Origin of the sequence: Streptomyces chilikensis (genome assembly GCF_001642695.1) — a bacterium.
Lineage (GTDB): Bacteria > Actinomycetota > Actinomycetes > Streptomycetales > Streptomycetaceae > Streptomyces > Streptomyces chilikensis.
The window spans coordinates 165,702-187,000 of sequence record NZ_LWCC02000005.1 but is presented as its reverse complement, the minus strand read 5'-3'; the positions used below and the strand labels follow the sequence as shown (position 1 = coordinate 187,000).

General features: G+C 74.6%; 20 protein-coding genes and 2 pseudogenes. 7 read left to right on the top strand and 15 right to left on the bottom strand.

Features of this window, described 5'->3' with window-relative positions; all coding sequences use genetic code 11:
- Nucleotides 1–16: 16 nt before the first annotated feature.
- The gene (locus tag A2U95_RS00990; RefSeq protein WP_166020355.1) at nt 17–850 is read left to right on the top strand and encodes an SDR family NAD(P)-dependent oxidoreductase; all 834 of its coding nucleotides are present in this window, start codon (nt 17–19) and stop codon (nt 848–850) included.
- A gap of 72 nt (nt 851–922) precedes the next feature.
- On the opposite strand, the gene A2U95_RS00985 is transcribed toward A2U95_RS00990, so the two are convergent.
- From A2U95_RS00985 to rph, 7 genes and pseudogenes are all read right to left on the bottom strand, one after another.
- Nucleotides 923–2,245, bottom strand: a complete 1,323-nt coding sequence (locus tag A2U95_RS00985; protein WP_277350857.1) for a phytase — start codon at nt 2,243–2,245, stop codon at nt 923–925.
- A 341-nt stretch (nt 2,246–2,586) separates the two neighbouring features.
- Nucleotides 2,587–2,940, bottom strand: coding sequence for a GNAT family N-acetyltransferase (locus A2U95_RS32335; RefSeq protein ID WP_277350928.1), 354 nt, complete (start codon nt 2,938–2,940; stop codon nt 2,587–2,589).
- Nucleotides 2,941–3,915 (bottom strand): annotated as a pseudogene (locus tag A2U95_RS00980) (pirin family protein); the annotation flags it as partial.
- Between the two features lie 131 nt (nt 3,916–4,046).
- Complete coding sequence (locus A2U95_RS00975) at nt 4,047–4,628, bottom strand: TetR/AcrR family transcriptional regulator (RefSeq protein ID WP_166020353.1); 582 nt, start codon at nt 4,626–4,628, stop codon at nt 4,047–4,049.
- A 59-nt stretch (nt 4,629–4,687) separates the two neighbouring features.
- Complete coding sequence (locus A2U95_RS00970; protein WP_166020352.1) at nt 4,688–5,401, bottom strand: ABC transporter ATP-binding protein; 714 nt, start codon at nt 5,399–5,401, stop codon at nt 4,688–4,690.
- Complete coding sequence (locus A2U95_RS00965; RefSeq protein ID WP_166024637.1) at nt 5,398–6,525, bottom strand: ABC transporter permease; 1,128 nt, start codon at nt 6,523–6,525, stop codon at nt 5,398–5,400. Before A2U95_RS00965 ends, A2U95_RS00970 begins: the two co-directional genes overlap by 4 nt.
- 150 nt (nt 6,526–6,675) lie before the next feature.
- Nucleotides 6,676–9,276 (bottom strand): rifamycin-inactivating phosphotransferase, encoded by a 2,601-nt coding sequence (gene rph / locus A2U95_RS00960; protein WP_166020351.1) that lies wholly within the window; start codon nt 9,274–9,276, stop codon nt 6,676–6,678.
- Nucleotides 9,277–9,503: 227 nt separating this feature from the next.
- Between rph and A2U95_RS00955 the strand changes: the two genes are divergently transcribed.
- From A2U95_RS00955 to A2U95_RS00945, 3 genes are all read left to right on the top strand, one after another.
- Nucleotides 9,504–10,706: a winged helix DNA-binding domain-containing protein gene (locus tag A2U95_RS00955; protein ID WP_206282789.1), complete on the top strand. Its 1,203-nt coding sequence runs from the start codon at nt 9,504–9,506 to the stop codon at nt 10,704–10,706.
- 79 nt (nt 10,707–10,785) lie between these two features.
- Nucleotides 10,786–11,925 (top strand): DNA polymerase III subunit beta, encoded by a 1,140-nt coding sequence (gene dnaN, locus A2U95_RS00950; RefSeq protein WP_166020350.1) that lies wholly within the window; start codon nt 10,786–10,788, stop codon nt 11,923–11,925.
- Between the two features lie 143 nt (nt 11,926–12,068).
- Complete coding sequence (locus A2U95_RS00945) at nt 12,069–12,479, top strand: hypothetical protein (protein ID WP_166020349.1); 411 nt, start codon at nt 12,069–12,071, stop codon at nt 12,477–12,479.
- Nucleotides 12,480–12,513: 34 nt separating this feature from the next.
- Here A2U95_RS00945 and A2U95_RS00940 read toward each other — a convergent pair whose 3' ends face one another.
- Entirely contained in the window at nt 12,514–12,966 is a 453-nt protein-coding gene (locus tag A2U95_RS00940) for a flavodoxin family protein (protein ID WP_166020348.1), read from the bottom strand.
- Nucleotides 12,967–13,008: 42 nt separating this feature from the next.
- On the opposite strand from A2U95_RS00940, the gene A2U95_RS00935 reads away from it, so the two are divergent.
- Both A2U95_RS00935 and A2U95_RS00930 read left to right on the top strand, forming a co-directional pair.
- Nucleotides 13,009–13,653, top strand: a complete 645-nt coding sequence (locus A2U95_RS00935) for a class I SAM-dependent methyltransferase (RefSeq protein ID WP_166020347.1) — start codon at nt 13,009–13,011, stop codon at nt 13,651–13,653.
- A gap of 195 nt (nt 13,654–13,848) precedes the next feature.
- The gene (locus A2U95_RS00930; protein ID WP_166020346.1) at nt 13,849–14,862 is read left to right on the top strand and encodes a zinc-binding dehydrogenase; all 1,014 of its coding nucleotides are present in this window, start codon (nt 13,849–13,851) and stop codon (nt 14,860–14,862) included.
- Here the strand turns inward: A2U95_RS00930 and A2U95_RS00925 are convergent.
- The gene (locus tag A2U95_RS00925; protein ID WP_166020345.1) at nt 14,852–15,898 is read right to left on the bottom strand and encodes a phosphotransferase family protein; all 1,047 of its coding nucleotides are present in this window, start codon (nt 15,896–15,898) and stop codon (nt 14,852–14,854) included. The two genes, A2U95_RS00930 and A2U95_RS00925, sit on opposite strands and share 11 nt — an antisense overlap.
- Before the next feature lie 187 nt (nt 15,899–16,085).
- Between A2U95_RS00925 and A2U95_RS00920 the strand changes: the two genes are divergently transcribed.
- Nucleotides 16,086–16,820, top strand: coding sequence for a type 1 glutamine amidotransferase (locus A2U95_RS00920; RefSeq protein WP_166020344.1), 735 nt, complete (start codon nt 16,086–16,088; stop codon nt 16,818–16,820).
- A 169-nt stretch (nt 16,821–16,989) separates the two neighbouring features.
- Here the strand turns inward: A2U95_RS00920 and A2U95_RS00915 are convergent, their stop codons facing one another.
- The 6 genes and pseudogenes from A2U95_RS00915 to A2U95_RS31945 form a co-directional block, all read right to left on the bottom strand.
- Complete coding sequence (locus tag A2U95_RS00915; RefSeq protein WP_166020343.1) at nt 16,990–18,231, bottom strand: cytochrome P450 family protein; 1,242 nt, start codon at nt 18,229–18,231, stop codon at nt 16,990–16,992.
- Nucleotides 18,231–19,502 (bottom strand): cytochrome P450, encoded by a 1,272-nt coding sequence (locus A2U95_RS00910; RefSeq protein ID WP_166020342.1) that lies wholly within the window; start codon nt 19,500–19,502, stop codon nt 18,231–18,233. Before A2U95_RS00910 ends, A2U95_RS00915 begins: the two co-directional genes overlap by 1 nt.
- A gap of 7 nt (nt 19,503–19,509) precedes the next feature.
- Nucleotides 19,510–20,139, bottom strand: a complete 630-nt coding sequence (locus A2U95_RS00905) for a GTP-binding protein (RefSeq protein ID WP_166020341.1) — start codon at nt 20,137–20,139, stop codon at nt 19,510–19,512.
- Entirely contained in the window at nt 20,120–20,476 is a 357-nt protein-coding gene (locus A2U95_RS00900; RefSeq protein WP_166020340.1) for a DUF742 domain-containing protein, read from the bottom strand. Before A2U95_RS00900 ends, A2U95_RS00905 begins: the two co-directional genes overlap by 20 nt.
- A complete protein-coding gene (locus tag A2U95_RS00895) occupies nt 20,473–20,910 on the bottom strand; it encodes a roadblock/LC7 domain-containing protein (RefSeq protein ID WP_166020339.1) in 438 nt (145 codons plus the stop codon). The genes A2U95_RS00900 and A2U95_RS00895 overlap by 4 nt, the downstream gene beginning before the upstream one ends.
- Nucleotides 20,911–20,957: 47 nt before the next feature.
- A pseudogene (locus A2U95_RS31945) lies at nt 20,958–21,299 on the bottom strand (hypothetical protein); the annotation flags it as partial.

The following is a 21,299-nucleotide window of genomic DNA, read 5'->3' as shown; positions in this document are numbered from 1 at the left end:
CGGTTACTCCGCTCTCATGAACACCCCCCACACCACACCCGATCCCGGAGAGCCCGGCAGCCGCCGGCCCGTCGCCCTGGTCACCGGCGCCTCACGCGGCATCGGCTTCGAGCTCGCCCGCCAGTTCGCCGAGCACGGCTACGACCTGCTGATCAACGCCGAGGACGAGGCCGTCGAGGACGCCGCCCGCCGGCTGCGGGAGACCGGCGCCGACGTGCGCACGGTCCGCGCCGACCTCCGCGATCCCGAGGAGGTCGCCCGGGTGGCGGCGGCCGCCGCCGAGTTCGCCGTGGACGTCGCGGCGCTCAACGCCGGCGTCGGCCGGGGCGGCGCCTTCGCGGACACCGACCCCGCCGACGACCGCGAGGTCATCGACCTCAACGTCACCTCCACGGTGCTGCTCGCCAAGCCGCTGCTGCGGGGGATGCTGGAACGCGGCGAGGGGCGGCTGCTGTTCACCTCGTCGATCGCCTCCCTGTCGCCCGGCTCCTTCCAGTCCGTCTACAACGCGTCGAAGTCCTTCGTGCAGTCCTTCGCCCAGGCGCTCCAGGAGGAGCTGAAGGACACCGCCGTGACGGTCACCTCCTTCATGCCGGGCCCCACCGACACCGACTTCTTCCGCCGCGCGGGCATGGAGGACACCAAGATCGGCGCCATGGAGAAGGACGACCCCGCCGAGGTGGCCCGCCAGGCGTTCGAGGCCGTCACCAAGGGACGCAGGAAGCTGGTCACGGGTTCGGCGCAGACCAAGGCCCAGGGGACGGTGCAGAAGGTGCTGCCGGACAAGGTGAAGGGCCTGTTCCACCGGAAGATGGCGGAGCCGGGGAGGGCCGGGGACGAGTCCGGGTAGCCCCCGCGCCGGGCACGGCCCACGGCCGTGCCCGGCCGCGCGGTCCTTCCGGCCCCGGCTCCGCCGCGGGGCTCAGGAGCGCCGCTCGCCCAGGGCCGCCTCGACGTCGGCGAGGTCGACGAACTTGAAGCCCGTGGCCTCCCGGTCGTCGTCCTCGGGCGAGACGTGGCCGTCCTGCACCACCAGCAGCCCGTCCGGATACCGGCTGCCCAGCGGGGCGTCGAGGACGGCGGCGCCGTCGCACTCCTCGGCGCCGTCCAGCTCCCCGGACGCCACCACGCGGAAGCCGCCCGCGTAACGGCCGCGCTCGTACACGGCGAAGGTGTCGTCCCCCTGGCTGGAGACGATCAGCCGGCCCGCACCGCCCGCACCGCCGGGCAGCAGCGTCAGGCCCTCGACGTCGGCCGTGAGGCGGGCGCCTCCGAGGCCCGGGTCCTCACCGGCCGGGAGGCACTCGTCGCTCTCCTCGTCGTACGCGGCGGGAACCCCGAACTCCCGCACCTTGTCGAGGAGCCGCGGCGCGCCCCGCAGATCGGCGGGGAGCCTCCAGACGCCCACGTCCTCCTGCCCGGCGTACAGCGTGCCGGTCCTGGTGTCCACCACCATGCCCTCCACCTGGGGCAGTTCACCGGGCTCGCCGCACGGCGACCAGGAACCCCCGCCGGGCAGACGGAACGCGGCGGGCAGCGCGACGGTGCGGACCTTCCGGTAGGTGACCGTGCCGGCGGACGTGGCGCCCAGCTCCAGCAGCGCCACCTCGGTGGTCCCCGCCCGGCTGACCACGGCGTAGGAACGGCCGGTGCGCCGGTCGGTGTAGGCGGCCAGACCGTAGGCGGTGCGTTCCTCGTTCACCTCCTCCTGCGAGGCGGTGAAGATCCGCGGGGCCGCCGCGTCGGTGACGTCGGTCAGCGGAGCGCCGGCGGCCCCGCCGTCGATCCGGTGGAAGCGCAGACGGTCGGTGCCGCGGTCGCTGGACACGGCGACGTCCGCCCGGCCGGAGGACAGCCGCAGGCCGTGCACCAGGTCGACGTTGTTGAACCGGCCCGGGGCGTCCTCGGGACCGGGGGCCGGGGGAGCGGCGACGGCCTGCACCTGCCGGGCGTCGAGGTCGTAGACGCGCAGGCCGCCCTCCTTCACCGCGGTGATCACCAGGCTGCGGTCCGGGTCGGCCGCGTTCCGCCAGATCGCCGGGTCGTCGGCGTCGGCGTTGCCGCCCTCCTCGTCGTCGAAGACCGGGGCGGTCTCCGCGCGGGGCGTGACGACGGGGAGTCCGTCGTGGAACCGGTCCGAGGCCCCGGCGGGCGGGGCGGCGGCCAGCGTGGTGGCCGCCACCGCCACGGCGGCGCCCAGCGCGGCGGCGGACAGGACGCGCGGTCTGCTGTTACGGGTCTTCACAACTCGCTCCCGGAGGACGGTGATCGACGTCTGGAGTCGGACAGCCGGAGCGTGCCTGCTCACCGTGCGCGGGGGAAGTCCGCGATCCGGCCGCAGGGCGACGGCCGGGTGAACACCGGGGCCGGGCGGGACGGCGGGACGGCGGAACAGGGGGAAGCGGTCCGCGCGGCCGACCCGCCGTCACCGCCGCGTTCCGCCGTCACCCCCTCGTCCGGGAGTCCGGCCGGCGCACCCCGGCCCGTACCGGCGGTGCGCCTGGTGCGGCGGAACCCACGGGTGAACGCCGGGGCATCGATCGCGCCGGTGGCCGCCGAGCTCGCCGCCGACGCCGGAGCCCGGGGTCAGGAGCCGAGTTCCGCCTTCAGCCAGGACCGGATCTCCCGGGTGTCCTCGTCCGTGATGTCGCGGAAACCGTCGTGCTTGGTCAGGTACTTGGCCACGTACGGGCAGATCGGGACCAGGCGCATCCCGCTGGTGCGCACGTGGTTGAGCGCCTCCCGGACCAGGACCGAGGCCAGGCCGCGTCCGGCGTAGGCGTCCTCGACCACCGTGTGGAAGAAGACCCGCTGGGCGCCGTGGTCGCGGAACTCGGTGAAGCCGGCGACCGTGCCCTCCACCAGGATCTCGTACCGGTGGGCCCCGGAGGCGAGACGGACCTGGGTGGTCCCGTCGGGGGCGGGCGGGGTCTGGGGCACCGGGTTCCTCCGCGGCTGGAGACGGATGTTGGGCAGGGCGGGCGCGGGCAGCCGGTCGCCCGGGTAACCCTCGACGACGCCGAACCGGTCGGAGCGCGCCTCCCACGCGGCCCGTGCCTCGGCGATCTCGTCGTGCGAACGGCCCACGAAATTCCACCACATGACGATCTCCTCGCCGAAGGGCGGTCCGCCCAGCAGGATCACCCGGGCGGACTCGTCGGCGCTCGGGTTGGCGATGTCGACGGTGGCGTGTCCCGGTGCCAGGTAGCCGAGTTCCGCGGGTGCGAGACGGTGCCCGCCGGGGAAGGTCAGCGCACCGGTGTCCAGCAGCAGACCGTGCTCGTAGCTCTCGTCCACCGGCAGGCTGACGGTGGCGCCGGGGGCCAGGACCAGCTCGGCTCCCAGCAGCGGGGTGAACGTCGGGACCGGCGACGTCGAACCGAGCAGCGAGCCCAGGAAGACGCGGGTCTCGCCCGCGCCGCCGGGCAGCGCCACCGGCTCCGGCACGTGGTGGCGGAAGTCGCGCGGCGCGTCGCGGTGCTCGGCCGGCAGCGCCACCCAGAGCTGCACGCCGTGCAGGACCGTGGTCGACGGGGTGGACACCTCGGTGTGGGCGATGCCGTGCCCGCCGGTCATCAGGTTGATCTCACCGGGACGGACCATGGCGTGGCTGCCCAGGCTGTCACGGTGCTCGATCTCGCCGGTGAACAGCCAGCTCACCGTCTGGAGGCCGGTGTGCGGGTGCGGGGCGACGTCCATGCCGCCGGTTCCGGCGACGTCGTCCGGGCCGTAGTGGTCGGCGAAGCACCAGGCGCCGATCAGCGAACGGGCCCGCTGCGGCAGCGTGCGCCGCACGGTCATCGCGCGCGGCCCGCCCAGCGGCACCGAGCGCGGGGTCAGGACCTCCACCCGGGCGGAGGGCCCCGGCGAGGACGTGCACAGTACTTCCGGGGGGTGCACCTCGGTGTTGCTCATCCGCCCCGCCTCGCTTCCGCCCCGTGATCTTCGCGTCCGGTGTCCATCGTATGCCCGGCCCGGACCGCGGGCCGGACCGGGAACCGGTGGCCCGGAGCCGGAGCCGGAGCCGGAGCGAGGGTCCTGTCCGGTCAGCCCTCCGTGGCCAGGCACCGGTGCACCAGCGCGAGGGCGCGACTGGTCACGGCCTCCAGAGGGGTGCCGTGCTCGACGGAGGACAGGGCGGAGTGCAGCATGCCGGCGATCAGGTCCGCGGTGAGTTCGGGGTCGGGCACGCCGATCTCCCCCACGGCGGCCCGGAAGGGAGCGACCTGCCGCAGGTGGAGTTCCATCAGCCGCTCCTGGCAGGCGGGATGGAGGTCCGCGCCCATGAGGGCGGCCGCGGGCCGGTGGGCGCCCTCCGCGCCCAGCCGCAGACTCTCCCTGAAGTACGCCTCCACGCGCTCCAGCGGACCCGTCGCGTCCGCCATCGCCCGGGCGAGGGCTTCGTCGGACCGGCGGAAGGCCTCCTCGACGATGGTCGCCAGCAGGGCCGCCGACGAGTCGAAGTACTGGTACACGCTGGAGCGCGCCAGGCCCGCGCGGGCGCCGACCGCCGCGGGGGTCACGGCGGCGGCGCCCTCGTTCACCAGGAGGTCGATGGCTGCCTGGATCAACGCCTCGCGCTGGCGGGCGCGGTGCTCGGCGACGGTGGCGGCGTTGATCCTGGGCATACGGGCGGACTCCGGGGTGGTGAACGGTCCGGGTGTCGCGGGCCGGACCGCCTCCCCGGTCAGGACAGGCGACCGTCGACCATCTCGTACACCCGGTCGGCAGCGTCCATTATCGCCGTGTCGTGGGTGACCATGACCGTCGCCGTCCCGTGCTCGTGGGTCTGTTCGGCGATCAGCCGCACCGCCTCGGCCGAACGGGCCCGGTCCAGCGCCGAGGTGGGCTCGTCGACCAGGAGCACCGCGGGGGAGGACATCAGCGCGCGGGCCAGACCCGCGCGCTGGCGTTCGCCCCCGGAGAGCTGGTGGGGCCGGGAGCCGGCGCGGTGTGGGAGGCCGACCGCCTCGACGAGTTCGTCCGCCCGCGCGCGGGCCGCCGCGTCGAGGCTCCCGTCGATGTGCGACGGCAGCAGCAGCTGTTCCCTCACGGTCAGCGAACTCAGCAGGTTCGACTGCTGGAAGACGAAACCGATGTGCCGGCGGCGGGCCTCGGTGCGCCGCTTGTCGGTGAGGGACGTCAGCTCGGTGCCGGCCACGGAGACGGTCCCGGAGGTGGGCCGCAGCAGACCGCCGGCGACGGCGAGGAGGCTGGACTTGCCCGAGCCGGAGGGGCCGACGACGGCGACGAACTCCCCGGGGGCGACTCGCAGGGTGACGTGGTCGAGGGCGGTGACGGCCGTGTCGCCGTCGCCGTGGACCAGCGTGACGTCGAGCAGGCTCAGGCCGGCGGTCGTGGAGTTCGGAGCGGTGGTGGTGCCGGAGGCGGGGACGGTCATCGGGTGGCTCCCAGGGCGGTCAGGGGGTCGACGGCGGTGATGCGGCGTACGGCGACGGCGGCGCCCGCGGCCCCGAGGCCGACCAGGAGCCCGGCGGAGGTGGCGACGGCGGAGGCGGAGAGGGAGAAGGGGGCCTTGCCGGTCATCGCGCTCCCCAGGGCCAGTCCGACCGCCGTGCCGGCGGCCGTGGCGGCCACCAGGACCACCAGGACCTGGGCGAGGGCGTCGCGCAGGACGTAGCGCGTGGGCGCGCCGAGCGCCTTCAGCAGGGCGATCTCGGCCTTGCGCTGCACGGTCCACACGGTGAAGAACGCCCCGATGACGAGGGCGGATATGGCGTACAGGAAACCCTTGATCAGTGCCATGGTGCTCGACTCCGCCGCGTAGCCGGGGGAGGCGTCGAAGGTCTCCTCCTTGGTGTCGGCGCGGGTGCCGGTCGCCTTCTCCACCGCGGTCACGTCGGCGTCCGGCTCCAGGGCCAGCGCCACCGCGGTGGCCTGTTCGCCCGCCGCCCCGGGAAGTTCCCCGGGCAGGCCGTGGTGCAGGTGACGCCAGGTGTCCAGGTCGGCGTAGACGACACCGATGTGGCCGTAGGACACGGGCTCGTCGACCAGGCCGACGACCTCCAGGCGCACCTCGCTCCGGTCCGCGGTCAGCACGTCCCCGATCCGCACGCCCAGGTCGGCGATCTCCCGGGTGATGACGACGCCCCCGCCGCCGTCGGCCAGGGGCCTCCCCTCGGTGGGCGCCGGCGCCATGAACGAGTCCGGTGCCATGCCGAACACCGCGAGGTCGACCTGTTCACCCTTCTCCGCGCCCGCGGTCACCCGGGCGTTGACGAGGGTGTTGCCGAACGGCTCCGCCCGCTCCACCCCGGGGGCCTCGGACCACGCCTCCCAGTCCTCCGCCTCCACGATCGAACGGGAGAACTGCTCACCGGTCGCCTTCGCGTCGAAGGCCATGTGGGACACGGGCAGGGCGCGCAGACCGGAGATGCCGGCGTCCGCCAGCCCGGAGGCCAGTCCGGACAGCAGGACCCCGAGCACGGCGATGAGGGCGACCACGGCCCCCATCAGGGTGAAACGACCGCGGGCGAAGCGCAGGTCGCGTAGGGCGAGGAACACAGGGATCTCCACGGATCAGGAGGCGAAGGGCAGCACCGGGCCACGGCACGGCGGCGCTTTGCCGAAACTTGACGACAGCGGTGTCAGCATCATAGACGCTTTCCCGACACCGCTGTCGACAACCTGTCGTCCGCCCTTCCCGGGCCCGGTTCACGGCAGGATCTCGACGTACCCCTCGGTTGCGTGCACGCGGATCCGCTGCCCGTCCCGGATCAGCCGGGTGGCCCGCTCCACGCCCACCACGGCCGGCAGCCCGTACTCCCGGGCGATCACCGCGCCGTGGGTCATCAGACCGCCCACCTCCGTCACCAGGCCCGCGATCCCGACGAACACCGGTGACCAACTGGGGTCCGTGAAGGCCGTGACCAGGATGTCGCCCGCCGCGAGATCGGCGTCCGCCATGTCGAGGACGACGCGTGCCCTCCCCTCCACGGTCCCGGCGGACACCGGCAGACCGGTCAGGGCGCCGGCCGGCACGTCGTCGCGCCGGTACGCCCCGGTGACGGCCTCGCCGTCCGAGGTGAGCACCCGGGGCGGCGTGAGCGCGTGGTACGACCGGAACGCCTCCTTGCGGCGCCGGACGAGCCCGTGGTCCACCTGACGGGTGCGCACGGCGTCGTGGAACTCCTGGAAGGTGAGGTGGAAGACGTCCTCCCGGTCGGGGAGCACGCCGGCCCGCACCAGGCGCCCGGCCTCCGCCATCAGGGCCCGCTTGTAGAGCAGGTAGCGGCTGACGATGTCGTATTTGGGGTACTCCCGGTACCCGATGAAGATCCTGACCCGGTCGATCATCCACTTCGTGTCGGCGGCCTTGCGGTCGCCGTCCGGCAGGTCCCGCAGGCGCGCCAGGACGTCCCGCTCCTTCCGCAGCGCCCTCGACCTTCCCTCCTCGAAGCGCCGCCCTGCGGCGCCGGGCGCGAAGTTCCTGACGTTGTCGAGGATCGCGGGAACCAGCAGGGCGGGGCGCTCGCGCCACCGCGGCCTGGTGATGTCGATCTCGCCGACGCAGCGCATGCCGTACCGGTCGAGGTAGGCCTCCACGGCGGCGCGCGCCTCGGCCCCGCCCGGGAGCTTCCCCAGCCCGTCCAGGAAGTCCTCGTCCTCCACGCCCCGCAGGAAGGCCACCACCTCCGGATGCGGACGGATCACGTCCGCGACGTCGAGCAGCGCCAGCCCCATCTCCGACGTGACGTTGCCGGGGGCCGACAGCGTCAGCGTGTCGGCCGCGTTCCGCTCGCCCAGCCACTCCCGCAGCCGGTCGTTGAGCCACCGGGTGGCCTCCATCCCCGCCATGACCGCCTGATGGCTCAGCGGGTCGCCGAGGATCCGCCGGTGCTCCACGAAGGCCTCCTCCAGCAGGAAGTCGAACAGGGCCGGCCCGCTCTTCGTCCGGATGTCGCGCTCCAGTGCCGCGAGGGACGCCTCGCTGCGCCCGATCAGCTCGCCGACGACGGCCGGGTCGTTCCCGACCGGGGCGGGCGCGGCGCCACCGGCCGGCGGCCCGCCGGGCACCGCGTCCGGGAACGACGGAACGAAGCCGTCGCGCTCCAGGACGGTCTCCAGGGCGTCCCTGATCAGCGGATCGTCCTTCCCCAGGGCGTCCAGGAGGGCGGCGCGGCTCGACGGCGAGGCCAGCCGCCGGGTGACGTCGACGAACAGCCTCCCGCCGGCCTCGTGCATCGGCACCATGGCCGTCGTCCGCCACAGGGAGAGTCCCAGTGCCCTCATGGGGTCGGTCATCATCTGCCCGTGGCCGACGGAGACGTAGACGTGGTTCTCCCGGTCGCCGCTCTCGGGGACGGGGAACAGCGTCGTGACCGGACGGCTCTGCACGATCTCGAAGTCGTCGTCCACCAGGCACCACTCGATGTCCTGGGGACGACCGAAGTGCGCTTCGACGCGCCGTCCGAGTGCCACCAGGCGCACCGCCTGCGCGTCCGTCAGGGCCGGTTCCCCCTGCTGCCCGGGGTCGATCCCGACCTCCCGCGTACCGCCGTCCGGCAGGGCGCGCACGGCGCGGCGCTTGACGTTGACCGTCCTGGCCACGACCTCGCCGTCCCGCACCCTGAAGACGTCCGGGTTCACCAGCCCCGACACCAGGGCCTCGCCGAGGCCGAAACCGGCGTCCACGGTGGCGACCTTCCGGTTCCCGGTGACGGGATCGGCCGTGAACAGCACGCCGGCCGCGGCCGGGACGACCATCCGCTGCACCACCACCGCCATGCGCACCGCGCGGTGGTCGATGCCGTTGCGCCGGCGGTAGGTCACGGCCCGCTCGGTGAACAGCGAGGCCCAGCACCGGCCGACGTGCCGCAGGACCGCCGGTCCCAGGACGTTCAGGTAGGTGTCCTGCTGGCCGGCGAAGGACGCCGTCGGCAGGTCCTCGGCCGTCGCGCTGGACCGGACGGCGTAGGCGGCGCGTCCGCCGTACCGGGCGAGCGCGCGGGTGATCTCCGCCGCGACGTCGTCCGGGACGGGGATCGCCTCGACGGTCCGGCGGATCTCCGCACTGAGCGTCCTGACCGCCTCCCGGTCGTCGGGGTCCACGCGCGACAGCCGGTCGATCCGGTCGTCGGCCGACGGCGCCTGCGCCAGGGCCCGCCGGAAGGCGTCCGTCGTCACGCAGAAGCCGTCCGGCACGCGGATGCCCCCGATCCGCGACAGCGCGCCCAGGTGCGCGGCCTTCCCGCCGACGAGCGACACCCGTGCCGGGTCCACGGATCGAAGATCCAGTACGTACTGCTCGGTCACTGCGACACCTCCGGGACGCCGTGCCGCACGCACAGCGGTGGTCGGTCGGACCACCGGATTCTGGGGCCTCACCGGGGCCTTGCGGCAAGCCCCCGGGTGCGCTATACGTTGAGCACGGCAGGGAGAGCGCTCTCCTTGCCTTTCGTTTTGCCCGTGCCGCCCGGGGCCGTCGCGCCGCACGGACGCCGGGCGGACCCCCCGAGGAGCCCGAGGAGGAAGACGGCGGCATGCGGGCCATCACGGCGGAACAGCGACGGGCACGGCTGGGACGACGGCACCTGCTGACGCCCGGGGACCGGGCCACGGACCCGGCCGACGCCGCCCGCGCGGTGGTGGCGCTGCACGGCACCGACCCGTCGTCGGTCCACATCTCCTGCTGGGCGCGGACCACCGGCTGCGGCGTGGCCGAGGTGGAGTGCGCGCTCCACGACGACCGGACCCTGATCCGGCTGCTGGCGATGCGCCGGACCGTCTTCGTCACCACCCTGGACCGGGCCGCCGTCCTCCAGGCCGCCTGCTCCCGGGAGGTCGCGGCGAGGGAACGGCGGAAGCTGGTCGGGATGCTCGCCGGCTCCGGCCTCGGCGACGGCACGGAATCCGGCGCCGAGCGCTGGCTGGCCGGGGCCGAGGAGGCGGCGCTCGCCTCGCTGGACAAGCGCGGTGAGGCGACGGCGGCCGAACTGGCCTCCGACGACCCCCGGCTGGCGGAACGCGTGGTGATCGGCCGGGGCAGCCGGAACGAGGCGCGGCCCACCGTCGCCGCCCGGCTGCTGCTCCTGCTGGCCGCCGAGGGCTTGGCGGTGCGCGGCCGGCCGCGCGGATCGTGGACGTCCCACCAGTACCGGTGGTCGCCGCTGGAACGGTGGTGTCCGCAGGGCCTGGCCGACCTCCCCGTCGCCGAGGCGGCGACGGAGCTGGCCCGGCTGTGGCTGCGGTCGTTCGGGCCCGCCCCCGCGGAGGACCTCCAGTGGTGGACGGGCTGGACCCGCACCCGCACCCGGCAGGCCCTGGCCGGCCTGGACCTGGTGGAGGTCGACCTCGACGGCACGCCGGGGCTGCTGCTCGCCGACGACCTGGAGGACGTTCCCGCACCGGAGCCCTGGGCCGCCCTGCTGCCCGCGCTGGACCCCACGCCGATGGGCTGGCAGCGGCGCGAGTGGTTCCTCGGACCGCACGGCCCGAAGCTGTTCGACCGGGCGGGCAACATCGGCCCCTCCGTCTGGTGGAACGGCCGCGTCGTCGGCGGCTGGACCACCGACGCCGGGGGCGGGGTCGTCCACCGCTTCCTCGAGGACGTCGGCGCCGACGCCCGCGCCGCGGTCCAGGCCGAGGCCGACCGGCTCACCGCCCTCCTCGACGGCACCCGCATCGCCCCCAGGACCCGGGGACGCACCTGGCTGGAGGAGGAGCTCGCGGCCACGGCGGGGTAGTCGCCCGAGGGGCGTTGTCGGTGGCACCGCCTAGCGTGGGCGCCACAGCCGACCGACGACCCGACGGGGGATGGGCGCGATGGAGTTCACGATCGAGCGGAGCGCGCTCGCGGAGGCCGTGGCCCGCGCGGCCCGGTCCCTGCCGGCACGCTCCACGGTGCCGGTGCTGGGCGGCCTGCTGCTGGACGCCCGGGCCGGCCGGCTCCGGATCTCCGGCTTCGACCACGAGGCCTTCGCCGAGGTCGACACCCCCGCCGACACGCTCGCCGAGGGCCGTGTGCTGGTCCTCGGGCGCCGCCTGGCGGACATCTGCAAGGTCCTGCCCGAGGGCGGGGTCGGCTGCGCCCTGGAGGGCTCCCGCTTCACCGTGGACGGCGGCGGCACCCGCTTCGGCCTGTCCACGCTGCCCCTGGAGGAGTACCCGGCGCTCCCGGCCCTCCCGGCGGTCCGCGGCCAGGTGGACGCCGCGGAGTTCGCGGCCGCGCTCGGCCAGGTGGTGGTCGCCGCCGGACGGGACGACACCCTGCCCGTGCTCACCGGCGTCCAGCTGCGCGCGGACGGGGAGACGCTCACCCTCTCCGCCTCCGACCGCTACCGCTACGCCGTGCGCTCCCTGCCCTGGAAGCCCGAGCCGGACGCCGCCGCGGAGCCCCTCGAGGCCGTGCTCCCCGGGCGGCGGCTGACCGACCTGGCGCGTGCCGCGGCCCGCTCCGGGACGCTGCGGGTGGGCCTCGACCCGCGCGGCGGCGGCCTGGTCTCCTTCGAGACCGCCGGCGTGCGCAGCGCCCTGCGGCTGCTGGACGGCCGGCTGCCCCGCTACGACAAGCTCTTCTCCCTGGACGGCCCCGCGGTGGCCGAGGTGGAGCGCGAGCCGCTGGCCGAGGCGGTGCGCCGGGTCGGCGTGGTGGCCGAATCCGACAGCCCGATACGGCTGGACTTCTCGGCGGCCGGCGAGGTGCTGCTGCAGGCCGGCTACGAGGACGACGTGGCCTCGCAGCGGATGCCGGCCACCCTCACCGGGCGCGGGGACGTCTCGGTCGCCTTCAACCCCCAGTACCTGCTGGACGCCCTCCAGTCCTTCACCTCGCGGCGGATCCGGTTCGAGCTGCTCGGCCCGGGCCAGCGCGCCCTGCTGTGCGGCGTCCGGGAGGACGGAGCGGGTGACGCCGAAGATGTGACGCACCGTCATCTTCTGATGTCGGTACGCCAGTTGGCCTGACCGGCCGGGCGCCCCCCGCGGGCGTCCGGGTGGCGGGGCGGGCGTAGAGTTCGATCTCCCCGCCCGCAGCCAGGTGGATCACCGGACCGGCGGGCGGGCACCGTTCGCCGTCCGGCCGGCCCGGCCGCTGTCCGAGAGGGATCATGCGCCCCACAGCCCCCCGCCCCACAGCCCCCCGCCTCACCGTCCTGCGCACCACCGTCACCCGCTCGGCCGCCGTGCTCGCCGTGACCCTCCTGGGGGCCACGGCGTGCGGCTCCCCGGACGGCGCCCCGGCCGGGGAACCGGCCGCCTCCGGCTCCCCGGCCGCCGCCACGCCCGAGGTGCTGAGCACCCTGGCCGACCGGACCGCGGACTTCGAGGGCGGCAACGCCCAGCGCGCCATGGAGCAGCTCGGGTCGGACGTGGACATCCGTTTCACCGACGCGAGCGGGGCCGGACGGCCGGTGGAGAACCCGGTGGAGTGGAGGCTCTGCACGGTCCACCAGCTCAGCGGGACGAACGGCCGTGAGGTGTACCAGTTCGGGGTGGTCCGCACCGACGAGAAGTGCTGACCCGGGGACCGAGGACCGGGGACCCGGGGCGGGCTCAGTCCATCAGGCCCGCCGCCACCGTCGCGCCCAGCTCCCGGCACGCCCGGGTCCCCGCCCTGCCGGGATCGCCGGTGACGGTCACCGGGTCGGCGGCGCGTCTCCACCCCAGACCGGTGGTGATCGTCTCGATGCCGCGGGCGGCGCCCGTCACGTCGTTGTTGCCGTGCAGGTAGTAGCCGAACGGACGGCCGCGGGTGGCGTCGAGACAGGGGTAGTAGACCTGGTCGAAGAAGTGCTTGAGGGCGCCGGACATGTAGCCGAGGTTGGCCGGTGTGCCGAGCAGGTAGCCGTCGGCCTCCAGCACGTCCGAGGCGGTCGCGGCCAGCGCGGCCCGCCGGACGACCTTCACGTTCTCGATCTCCGGGTCGGTCGCTCCGGAGAGGACCGCCTCGAACATCGCCTGGCAGCTCGGCGAGGGCGTGTGATGCACGATCAGCAAGGTGGGCACCGCGCCATTGTCCCCCTCCGCACCCGGTGCGACGATGCCGCCATGACCGACGCCCACGGCGGCACCGCCCGCCCCCGCCCGGAAGCGCTCTTCGACGCCCTGGGAGCCGACTACGAGAAGGCCTTCGCCGGGTCCGAGGCCCACCACGCCTCGCTGGCGTGGCTGCTGGACCGGCTGGAGCCCGGCAGCCGGATCCTCGACGTGGGCAGCGGCACCGGCCGGCCCACCGCCGAGGTCCTCGCCGGAGCCGGCCACGACGTGCTGGGGGTGGACGTCTCGCCGGTGATGGTCGAGCTGGCCTCCCGTCAGGTGCCCGGGGCCAGGTTCCGGCTCGCCGACGCCCGCGAGCTGCCGCTCGAGGAGGCGTCGTTCGACGCCGTCACGGTGTACTTCTCGCTGCTGCAGATGACCCGTGAGGAGCAGACCGGCCTGGTGCGGCGCCTCGCCCGTGCCGTCCGGCCGGGCGGCACGGTGGTGCTGGCGACGGTGCCGGTGGACGTGGACGACGTCCCGCACGCCTTCATGGGCCACCCGGTCCGGGTGAGCAGCTTCGCCGCGGCCGGGTTCGAGGAGCTGGCCCGGGGCGCGGGCCTCACCGTCGTCGAGGAGAGGTCCGTGCTCTTCACCCCCGCCCACCCCGAGGCGGCGCCGGAACCGCACCTCTACCTGCACTGCGCGCGGGACTGAACGCACCCGTGCGGACACGCGGCGGGATCCGGGGACGCCGGCACCGCCCGCGCCGCCGCCGGCGGGACGGCCGCGGCCCGCACCGGGACCGGCGGAGCGTCCGCCGTGCGGGGGGAACGGCGCGAGCCGCTGCCGGAGTGGGTACACGGCAGTCCGTCCGACGGAAGACGACAGCGGCAGGAAGGGACCCACGTCATGAACCGCACCATGCTGGCGGGCCGGATGAACTTCGCCACCAGGACCTTCGGCGTCAAGGAGGTGCCGCTCCCCGAACCGGGGCCGGGCGAGGTGAGGGTACGGGTCCGCGCGGCGGGCGTCTGTCTCTCCGACGTCCACCTGATCGAAGGCCTGCTCCGCCCGATGCTGCTCCGGGGCGACGAGGTCACGCTCGGGCACGAGGTGGCCGGCGAGGTCGACGCGCCCGGTGAGGGCGTCACCGGCATCGGGCCCGGCGCGCGGGTGGTCGTCGGCGCGGGCAAGCGCGTCGACGACGTGGTGTGGACGATGGGCGTCGACTACGACGGCGGCTGGGCGGAGTACGTGGTCGCCCCCGCGGAGGTGCTGCTGCCGATCCCCGACAGCCTCCCGTTCGAACAGGCCGCCATCATCCCGGACGCCGTGTCCACCCCCTGGGGCGCCGTCGAGTGGACCGGACGGATCAGGGCGGGCGAGTCGGTCGGCGTCTGGGGCATCGGCGGCCTCGGCGCGCACGGCGTGCAGTTGCTGCGCTTCGCCGGCGCGGCGCCGATCGTCGCCGTCGACCCGGTGGAGGCGGCCCGCGAGCGCGCGCTGGAGTTCGGCGCGGACCTCGCGCTGGACCCCGCCGACCCGGACTTCGACGCCCGGATCGCCGCCGCCACCAAGGGGACGGGACTGGACGCGGCGATCGACTTCGCGGGCGTCGCGCCCGTGCGGAGCCAGGCGCTGAAGGCCCTGAGGACGGGCGGCCGGCTGGTGCTGGTGGGCATCAGCGGAGGGGCGCTGACGGTCGAGAACGACGGGCCGTTCCAGTACACGCGCAAGCAGATCCTCGGCCACTACGGCTCGGAACCGCGGCACGTGGCGGACCTGGTGCGCATGGTCGAACTGGGACGGCTGGACTTCTCGCGCTCCATCAGCGGCACCCTGCCGCTCACCGAGGCGGCCGAGGCGGTGGAGGCCCTCACGTCCAAGAAGGGCAACCCCGTCCGCCTGGTGCTCATCCCCTAGGCCACCAGTGGGCCACCGGCCCCTCCCCCCGGGCCCAGGCGTCCAGCATCACCCCGAGCGGCTCGAAAACGTCCCGCTCCAGCCAGGCGAGCTGCGCGGCCCCGAACCGCCGGGGCCGCGCCTCCACCCACATGATCAGGTACAGGTAGGCGCGGTAGAGGGCCATCCGGTTGCGGGTGGAGGCGTCGAAGGACACGGAGCCGCCCGCGGCGCGGTAGCCGCGGAGGAAGGGCTCGTCCCGCGTGATGTCGTGGAAGAGGGCCAGCGACACCAGCTCCGCGACCGGGTCGCCCCACAGGGCGCGTTCCGCGTCGATCAGCGCCGTGATCCGCGGCCCGTCCGGCCGCCGCTCGGCGAGGATGTTGCCGTCCCACAGGTCCCAGTGGACCAGCCGCGGAGTCGTCACCTCGTCGAGCGAGGAGCTCTCGGCGGCGATCACGTCGCGGATCTCCCCGGCGGGCCGCGGGAGGGTGACCCCGAAGCGCCCGGCGTCGTCCAGCACCGAGTCCACCATCTCCAGGAAGGCCTCGCGCCAGCCGGACCGCAGCGGGCCGAACGGCAGCGCCGGATAGCCGAACCCCTCCGTGCCGGTGACGGCGTGCACCCGGGCCATGTGGCCGCCGAGCTCCTCGCGGAGCGCCGCCCGCGCCTCGGCGCCGACGCTCCGCGCCAGCTCCTCCCAGGGCACTCCGGGGCACTCGGACGTCACCAGGTGGTCGCCCGGCCCTCCCTCGTCCCCGGCGCTCACGGCCAGCACCGTGGGAACCGGGACGGAAGTCCTCTCGCGGACCGTCCGCAGGTACCAGGCCTCCGTGCCGAGGATGCCGCGCTCGTAGCGCAGCACGGGCGAGCCGGTGGCGGGGGCGAGTTTCACCACCGCGCGGGCGCCCTCCGCGGTCCTCACCCCGTAGACGTCGCTGAAGGTGCCGCCGCCCAGCCTCCGGCAGCCGGCCACCTGTTCCCACCCGAATCCGGCGTCCTCCAACGCCGCGACCAGACGGGCCCGCAGGCACTCGTCCCCAACGGGTTCGATCATGTCGTTCCCCCTCGCGCTCACCACCCCGCGCCGATGGCTCCGCCATCCTGGCAGCCACCGCCCGCGCGGGGGAAGAAGCGTTCCGCGTTCCCGGGCGCCTTCGGGCACTGGCCGGAGCCCGCCGGGGGTAGGGATCACCACGCCGGAGGCCGGCCGCGCCGGGGCCCGCCGCGTCGAAGGGACACCCATGACCGCGCCCACCGCTCTCGTGATCCAGAACTTCCCCGGAGGCGGCCCCCGCCGCTGGGGGGACTGGCTGGACGAGGCGGGCCTCGGCTGCGAGGTGGTCGAGGCCCACACCGGGGCTGCGCTCCCCGACGCCCCGGCCGCCGGCCGTCACGCCGCCCTGGTGGTCCTCGGCGGCCCCTTCATGCCGGACGACGACGTCCGCGCGCCCTGGCTCCCCGCCGTCCGCGCGCTGACCCGGCGGGCGCTGGACACCGGCCTGCCCTACTTCGGCATCTGCCTGGGCGGCCAGCTCCTCGCCCAGGTCGCGGGCGGCGAGGTCCGCGCCGGGCACGGCGCCCCCGAGGCGGGCAGCACCCCGCTCACCCTGCTGCCCGGCGCCGTCGCCGGGGACCCGCTCCTCCACGGCCTGCCCGGGCGGGTCACCGCCGTCGAGCACCACGTGGACGCCGTCACCGCGCTGCCGCCCGCCGCGCACTGGCTGGCCCGCTCGCGGACCTGCCCGTACCAGGCGTTCAGGGTCGGCCCCGCCGCCTGGGGCGTGCAGTTCCACCCGGAGACCGGCGCCGAGGACCTCGTCCACTGGAACCCCGGCCGGCTCGCCCGCAACGGCTTCGACCACGCGGAACTGCTCGCCCGCGCCCGGCAGGACGAGGCGGCCGCCGCCGAGGTCTGGCGCACCGTCGCCCACCGCTTCGCCGCCGTGGCCACCGGACGCGCCGGCGCCGGGGCCTGACGCGCCGACGCCGGACGCACTGACGCCTGACGCGCCGGGGCCTGGCGCGCGGAGCACGGCGCGCCGGTCCTTGCCCGCCCCGGCCTCCGCCTCCGCCCGCCCCGTCCACGCCGGAGCCCCGGACCGCGGCCGTGGGGCGGCGGGCCGGGGCTCCGGCGTGGACGGCGCGTCAGGCCAGGAACACCGGGAACGCCACCAGGTCGTTCTGCGTCATCACCGGGAGGTTCCGGATCTCCTCGTCCGGCACGGCCGGCCGCATCCGCGGGAACCGCTCGAAGAGGGCCGGCAGGGCGATGGCCGCCTCCAGGCGGGAGAGCGCGGCGCCGGGGCAGATGTGCGGTCCGTGACCGAACGCCATGTGGCGGATCGGGAGCCGCCGGGTGACGTCGAACCTGTCCGCGTCCGCCCCGTGCTGCTCCGGGTCGCGGTTGATCGCGCGGTAGGACATGACCACGCCGTCGCCCTTGGGGATGACCGTGCCGCCCACGGCCAGGTCCTCCGTCGGGAAACGCATCAGCAGGTGGCTGTTGGCCGGGTCCCAGCGCAGGGTCTCCTCGACCACCGCCTCCCACGGCACCTTCCCCGCCCGCACCAGCTCGAGCTGGTCCGGGTGGTTCAGCAGGGCCCGGGTCGCACTGGTGATCAGGTCGATGGTGGTCTCGTGCCCCGCGGCCACCAGCGCCTTGAGGTTGCCGAGGACCTCGTCCTCGGTGAGCGGCTCGCCGCCCTCCTCGCTGTGGATGAGCGCGCTGAGCAGGTCGTCACCCGGGTGCGCCCTGCGCTCCCGGATGAGGTCGAGGTACCACCGGTCGAAGGTCTCCAGGATCTCCAGCCGCTCCTCGTGCGGCGTGAGCATGGAGAAGAACCGCTTGTACCCGTCGGCCAGCCAGGGCTGGCTCCCCTCGGGGACGTCCAGCAGCAGGCACACCACCCGCATCGGCAGCGGCTGGGCGAAGACCGCCTTCATGTCCACGGGGGAGCCGTCGCGGCCGGCCTCCTCCATCGCGTCGAGGAGTTCCCGGGTGAAGGCGACGATGTCCTCGCGTATCGCCTCGATGCGCCGGGGCGTGAGCGCCTGCGCGGTCTTGGTGCGCAGCCGCCGGTGGTCGGCGCCGTCCACGGTGAACATCGAACGGCCGGCGTCGATCATGGTGATCAGCGGCCAGTCACGGGTGACCACCCCTTCCCGCCACAGCCGCCACTCGTTCAGGTCCTTGACCAGACGGGGGTCGAGCAGCAGGTCCCGGGCGACGGCGTGCCGGGTCACCGACCAGGCGGGCACGCCGAGCAGGTCGACCGGGACCACCGGTCCCGCCGCGACCAGGCGCTCGGTCTCGCCGTCCAGGTCCCGGACCATCGGGTCGATCACCAGCGGTTCGGCGGTGGCGGCACCGCTGTAGGGGCACTTCATCAGTGGTCTCCCACGGCTCGGACGGCGGTGAAGCGCACCGGCAGCGACGTGAAGCCCCGCATGAACGGGGAGGGGCGGCGCATCAGGGACTCGGCGGGGACCGTCAGCTCCAGGTCGGGCAGCCGGTCGAGGAGCACCTCGATCCCGGTCCGCGCGATGATCTCGGCGATCTCCTGGGCGGGGAAGGGGCACCGGTACTCGCCGTGGCTGAAGGACAGGTGGGCGCTGTTGCCCGCCGCGACCACGGTCCGGCCGGCCGTGAGGTCCTGGCGCACGTGCGGGTCCAGGTTGGCCCCGCCGTACCCGAGCAGGATCAGGTCGCCGGCGCGCACGACGCGCCCGCCCAGCGTGGTGTCGCGGGCCGCCCACCGGTTGGGCAGCATCTGGGCGGGGGTGTCCTCCCAGAGCACCTCGTTCATGGCCTGCGCGATGCTCTGGCGGGCTCCGCCCAGCGCGGTCGCGAAGCGCTCGTCGGTGAGCATCAGACGGATCGAGTTGCCGATCCAGTCCGTGGTCTGGAGGTAGCCGGCGGCCACGACGGCCCGCAGGTCCCAGACCATCTCCTCCTCGGTGAACGGCGCGTCCGCGCCGCTGTCGTGGGCGAGCATCCGCGAGGCGATGTCCGGACCGGGCAGCTCCCGCTTGGAGTGCAGCAGCTCCCGCATGCTCTCGCCGAACTCGTCGTTCGCCTTCTGGGCGTCCGGTCCGGCGTCGGAGAGCCGCTGGATGATCCGGGCGATCCGCGGACCGTCCTCGTCGGGGAAGCCCGCCAGCCGGGCCAGGGTCAGGATGGGCAGCGCCATCGCGAACTCGTCGACCAGGTCGGCGCTCCCGCGGCCGCAGAAACCGTCGATCAACCGGTCCGCCAGCTCCTCGGTCTCCCGGCGCAGCGCGAAGGCGTCGGTCTGCTCCAGCACCGCGTTCACCATGCGGGTGTGACGGCGGTGCTCCTCGCCCACGGTGAAGTACACGCAGGGGACGCGCTCGCCCAGCATCGGCCGCAGCGGCCAGTCCGCGGGCACGTGCGGCCACTGGTTCCACAGGCCGGCGTCGCGGGGGAACAGCTCGGGGTCGCTGGTGACCTGGTGCAGTTCCCGGTAGCCGATCACCAGCCAGGCCGGGAAACCGGCGAACACCACCGGCACCACCGGACCGTACCGGGCCCTCATGTCCCGGTACTGGGCGTGCGGCGCGGTGTGGAAGCGCTCGTCCGCCAGCAGGTCGACGGGGCAGACACCGTCCTGCGCGGAGGTCTGGGCAGAAGTGTTCATCTCGGCCTCACCGGACGAGGGCCGCGGCGTGGGCCCCGTGGAGGGTCTGCAGGTGCTCCGCCAGGGTGAGCAGCACCCGCTTGCTGGACTCCCGGGAACGGGCGTCGCAGTCGATCAGGGGGATGGACGGGTCCAGGTCGAGCGCGTCCCGGATCTCCTCGAGGGTGTGCGGGGGACCGCCGAAGTCGTTGCGGGCCACGATGAACGGGGTGCCGTGGTGCTCGAGCCGGTCGATCGCGTACCAGGAGTCGTCCAGACGCCGGTCGTCGACCAGGACCACCGCGCCGATGGTCCCGGCGAACAGGCGGTCCCACAGGAACCAGAACCGCTCCTGGCCGGGCGCGCCGAACAGGTAGAGGACGGTCTCCTCGTCGAGGGTGATCCGCCCGAAGTCGAAGGCGACCGTCGTCCCCGTCTTCTCCGGCACGTGCCGCGTGTCGTCGGTGGGGACGCCCGCCCGCGTCATCGTCTCCTCGGTGTTGAGCGGACGGATCTCGCTCACCGAACGGACCAGGGTCGTCTTGCCGACCCCGAAACCGCCCACGACGACGATCTTCAGGCCGTTGCTGGCGCGGTCGCCGAGCGGGGCCCGCGGCCCGTCGGGCGCGGGCCGGGTTTCAGAGAGCGCGGAGTCCAACGAGCACCTTCTCCAGTGTGGCGGGATCCAGCTCCGGACGGCCGGACGCTGTGTACCGCGGATGACGGGCGGTGGCCCGGCCCGCGTCCAGAAGGTCCGATACGAGGATCTTCGTGATGGACACGGGCAGGCCGAGCTCGGCGGAGATCTCGACCACCGAGGTGGGGTGGACGCACAGACGCAGGATCGCCGTGAGTTCCGACGACAGTCCCGCCGCCGGTTCGCTCTCGGTGACGATCAGCGTCACCAGGTCCAGGTCCTCCCGGGAGGGCCGGCTGCGCCCCGAGGTGAGGGTGTACAGCCGGTCCGGCCGGTCGTCGGGCCCCGGCCGGTTCACGACGTGGCGACCTGGACGGCCGGGTCGGAGGACTCCCGGGGCGGCGTGCTCAGGTGCTCGCCGAGCTGCTCGATCAGCTCCTGCATGGTGTGCCCGACCAGGCCGGGGTCGGCCTCCTCCTCGGCGACCACCGCGATGTGGGCGCCGGCCCCCGCCTCGACGATGAACAGCAGGCCGCCGTGGAACTCCGTCATCGACTGCCGCACACCGCCGTCGCCGTTGCCGAACTCGGCGGAGGCGCCCTGGGCGAGGGACTGGATGCCCGCCGATATGGCGGCCAGCTGGTCCGCCTGGTCGACGGTGAGCTCGGGGGAGTGGCACAGCTTCAGGCCGTCCCGGGAGAGCACCAGGGCGTGGCGTGCTCCCGGGGTCCGTTCGAGCAGGCCCTCCAGGAGCCAGGTGAGCTCTGCGATGCGGCTGTGGTCGTGGTTCATCTGTCGCTTCCTCGGGTGTCGGCGCTCGCGGGGGCTTGGGGGAAGTCCTAGTCCTCGGCTGTCGCCGGGCCGGACGAGCGGGGGGTGGCGTTCTCCTGGCCGGCCCGGTCGGCCCGGCCGGTCACGGCGGTCCGGAACGCGTGGAACCGCGCGCCGTGGCGGGCCGGCCGGGGGAGCGAGGAAGGCGCGGGGGCACCGTCGTCCGCGGTGCCGGCCGCGCCCGGCAGGCCTTCGGGGTGCGCGGCGGCGAAGGTCTGGCCGCGGCGGCGCTTGGGAAGCGTGGAGGCCGCGGCGGCGCCGGGGCCCGTGGCGGGGGTTCCGGTCCCCGCGGGCCTGCGCCGGGGAAGGGCGCCTGCCTGGCCCGGTGCGGCGGCGGAGGGGGTCCGCTG

Bases quoted from the DNA above. Each gene is read 5' to 3' on its own strand.
- A2U95_RS00910 (WP_166020342.1), bottom strand. From the start codon at position 19,502: ATGAACACTTCTGCCCAGACCTCCGCGCAGGACGGTGTCTGCCCCGTC.
- dnaN (WP_166020350.1), top strand. From the start codon at position 10,786: ATGGAGTTCACGATCGAGCGGAGCGCGCTCGCGGAGGCCGTGGCCCGC.
- A2U95_RS00990 (WP_166020355.1), top strand. From the start codon at position 17: ATGAACACCCCCCACACCACACCCGATCCCGGAGAGCCCGGCAGCCGC.
- A2U95_RS00975 (WP_166020353.1), bottom strand. From the start codon at position 4,628: ATGCCCAGGATCAACGCCGCCACCGTCGCCGAGCACCGCGCCCGCCAG.
- A2U95_RS00945 (WP_166020349.1), top strand. From the start codon at position 12,069: ATGCGCCCCACAGCCCCCCGCCCCACAGCCCCCCGCCTCACCGTCCTG.
- A2U95_RS00915 (WP_166020343.1), bottom strand. From the start codon at position 18,231: ATGAAGTGCCCCTACAGCGGTGCCGCCACCGCCGAACCGCTGGTGATC.
- A2U95_RS00955 (WP_206282789.1), top strand. From the start codon at position 9,504: ATGCGGGCCATCACGGCGGAACAGCGACGGGCACGGCTGGGACGACGG.
- A2U95_RS00920 (WP_166020344.1), top strand. From the start codon at position 16,086: ATGACCGCGCCCACCGCTCTCGTGATCCAGAACTTCCCCGGAGGCGGC.
- A2U95_RS00970 (WP_166020352.1), bottom strand. From the start codon at position 5,401: ATGACCGTCCCCGCCTCCGGCACCACCACCGCTCCGAACTCCACGACC.
- A2U95_RS00895 (WP_166020339.1), bottom strand. From the start codon at position 20,910: ATGAACCACGACCACAGCCGCATCGCAGAGCTCACCTGGCTCCTGGAG.
- A2U95_RS00925 (WP_166020345.1), bottom strand. From the start codon at position 15,898: ATGATCGAACCCGTTGGGGACGAGTGCCTGCGGGCCCGTCTGGTCGCG.
- A2U95_RS00930 (WP_166020346.1), top strand. From the start codon at position 13,849: ATGAACCGCACCATGCTGGCGGGCCGGATGAACTTCGCCACCAGGACC.
- A2U95_RS00935 (WP_166020347.1), top strand. From the start codon at position 13,009: ATGACCGACGCCCACGGCGGCACCGCCCGCCCCCGCCCGGAAGCGCTC.